Source organism: Roseisolibacter sp. H3M3-2, from assembly GCF_029211165.1.
Lineage (GTDB): Bacteria > Gemmatimonadota > Gemmatimonadetes > Gemmatimonadales > Gemmatimonadaceae > Roseisolibacter.
Genome location: NZ_JARGEK010000543.1, coordinates 1 through 2,446 on the forward strand (window position 1 = coordinate 1; position 2,446 = coordinate 2,446).

Annotated in this window: 2 protein-coding genes and 1 pseudogene; 1 reads left to right on the plus strand and 2 read right to left on the minus strand. The window is 79.5% G+C overall.

The window, feature by feature from the left end; all coding sequences use genetic code 11:
- A pseudogene (locus PYV61_RS24220) lies at positions 1–536 on the minus strand (hypothetical protein); the annotation flags it as partial.
- A 297-nt stretch (positions 537–833) separates the two neighbouring features.
- Between PYV61_RS24220 and PYV61_RS24225 the strand changes: the two are divergent.
- Positions 834–1,307, plus strand: a complete 474-nt coding sequence (locus tag PYV61_RS24225; protein WP_275836445.1) for a hypothetical protein — start codon at positions 834–836, stop codon at positions 1,305–1,307.
- Here the strand turns inward: PYV61_RS24225 and PYV61_RS24230 are convergent.
- On the minus strand, positions 1,243–1,662 hold the full coding sequence (locus tag PYV61_RS24230; protein WP_275836446.1) for a hypothetical protein: 420 nt from the start codon (positions 1,660–1,662) through the stop codon (positions 1,243–1,245). The genes PYV61_RS24225 and PYV61_RS24230 overlap by 65 nt on opposite strands.
- Positions 1,663–2,446: the final 784 nt, after the last annotated feature.

Sequence of the window (2,446 nt, forward strand, 5' to 3'; positions counted from 1 at the left end):
GTGGGTGCGCGCTCCGTGCCCACCGCCACGTGCGCCGCCGACGGCTGGGCGGCCGGCGCCGGCGGGGCCGCCTGCGACAGCACCGCGACGCGCTGACGCGCCTCGGCGGACTCCGACGACGTCGGCGTGAGCGAGAGGAAGCGGCAGTACGCCGTCACCGCCGCCGCCCGGTCGCCGAGCGCCTCGTGCGTCCGGCCGAGGTGGTAGGCGGCCGTCTCGTTCGTGCCGTCGAGGGCAGCGGCGCGCGCGAGCAGCGACCGCGCGTCGGCGAGGTTGCCCAGCGTCTCCGCATCGTAGCCGCGTCGTGCCAGCGAGTCGGCGCGCCGCGCGTCAGCGGCGGCGGGACGGACGGCGGCCGCGACGGTGCCGCACGCGTCCGGAAGCGCGGCGCGTGCGGTGGCGGCCGTGTCCGCCCCGAGCCGGGCGGCCAGCGTCGCGTCCGTGCCGAGCAGGTCGGCGGCGGCCGGGACGTCACCGGTCGAGCATGCCGACAGCGCGACGGCAAGCGCGAGCGCGTACAGCGGAGAGCGGTGCAATACGGCCTCCGTTCTCTGGGGAGACGTGCGGGCGGCCGCGCGATGCGGCCACTCTCCAGAAGGCAGGGGCCGGACCCGGGGTTGGAGGCCCGTAGCGCGCCGCAACGCGACCGGCCGTCCATAATGATGACGGCCGGTGTCTATTCGGGTGGATCAGTGCGCCGTCGCCGACCGCGGTCGGCGACTCGGCGCGCGGCTCGGGTCGCTCGCCGTTCCCCGACGTGCCGCCGGGAGCAACCCGACGGACGCAGGCACCGCGCGGCGCGATCGTGCGGCGTCCCCAGCGGAGGTGTCGTGATGTCGCTCCGTCGCGTCGTGGGCGTCTGGGCCCTGCTCGCCGTGCTGATGTCCGGCAACGGCATCCTGCGCGAGGTCGCGCTCGTCCCCTGGCTCGCGCGCCCGGCCGCCGACGCGGTCAGCGCCGCGCTCGGCATCGCGATCATCCTCGCGACCACGCGCGCCCTCGTGCGCGGCGGCCCGGGATGGTCGCGCGGCCGGGTCGCCGTGATCTGGGTCGGCCTGACGATCGCCTTCGAGTGCGTGGTCGGCCGCTACGTCGACGGGAAGGAGTGGCGCGAGCTGCTCGAGAACTACGCGCTGTGGCGCGGCCGCCTCTGGCCGCTCGTCCTGGCGTCGCTCGCGGCGGCCCCGTACGTGTGGACGCGCGACGCGCGGGGGAGGGAGGACGCGCCGGCGCCGCGCGCCCTCACGCCCCCGGGCGGCGCCCCGTCTCCAGCTCGTCGCCGAGCTCCGGACGTCGGAGCCGCGTGACGCCGGCGTCGGGCTCCGCGCGGCGGACGGCGAAGTCGTCGTCGAGCGGCCCCCAGAACGCCAGGCGCGCGTCGGCCGGGAGCCGCCGCCGCGCCGCGGCGCTGGCGCGCAGCGCGGCCTGGTAGCGCGCGTACAGGTCGGGGTGACGGCCCCAGAAGCTGCCCGGCACCTCCATCAGACCGCGCACCACGTCGCTCGGGAATCGTCCGGCGGAGGCCAGCGGATCGCGCTCCGCGAGGTCGAGCAGCCGCGGCACGACCGCGCCGAGCGAGCGGCCCGCCACCACCGCGGCGAGCAGCTCGGGGTGCACGCGCACGGCCGGGCGCGGCGCGTCGTGCGGGCGGCGCGTGCTCATGGCACCTCGCGGTCCCGCACGGCGTCCGGCACGCGGCCGCCGCCCGCGCGCCGTCGAGCGAGACGACGAGCACCGGCGCCGGCGACGCCCACGTGACCAGACGCGTCGTGCTGCCGACCGGCAGCGCGCCCGGCGGGAGCCAGGCGTGCGTCCTGTCGCCCCCGCGCCCGACGACCACGAGGTCCGCGCCGCCCGCCTCGAGCTGCGCGAGGAGCTCCTGTCCCGCGTCGCCCACGCGGATCGCGGCGGACGCGCGCGGCCCCGCGGCGCCCGCGCGCCCGAGCGCCCGCGCCGTCCACTCGCGGGCCGCGGCGGCGAGCCACCCGCGGTCCGGCGGCGACGGCGCGCCCGCGCCGGCGGGCGCCCACACCTCGTCGTCCACCACGTGCAGCGCGTCGAGGCGCGCCTCGCACGCCGCGGCGAGCCGCGCGGCGGCCTCGGTCACCCGCTCCCCGCCCGGCCGGTCGTCGAGCGCCGCGAGCACCCGCGACGGCACGTCGTGGCGGCCGGCGGGGACGACGAGCGTGGGGACGCGCGTCCGCGCCAGCAGGCGGTGCGCGGTCGTCGCGCCGAAGCGCGCGCTGCCTCGGCGGCGCGCGCCTCTCCCCACGCACACCAGGTCCGCGTCGGTCTCGTGCGCGGCGCGGGCCAGCACGTCGTGCGGCGCGCCCACGGCCACGCGGACGCGCGTGCGCTCGCGGCCGATCATCGACGCCAGCCCGCGCAGCGCGCCGTCGAACACCGGCGCGACCGACGCCGCCACCGCGTCGCCGCGCGCCGCCGC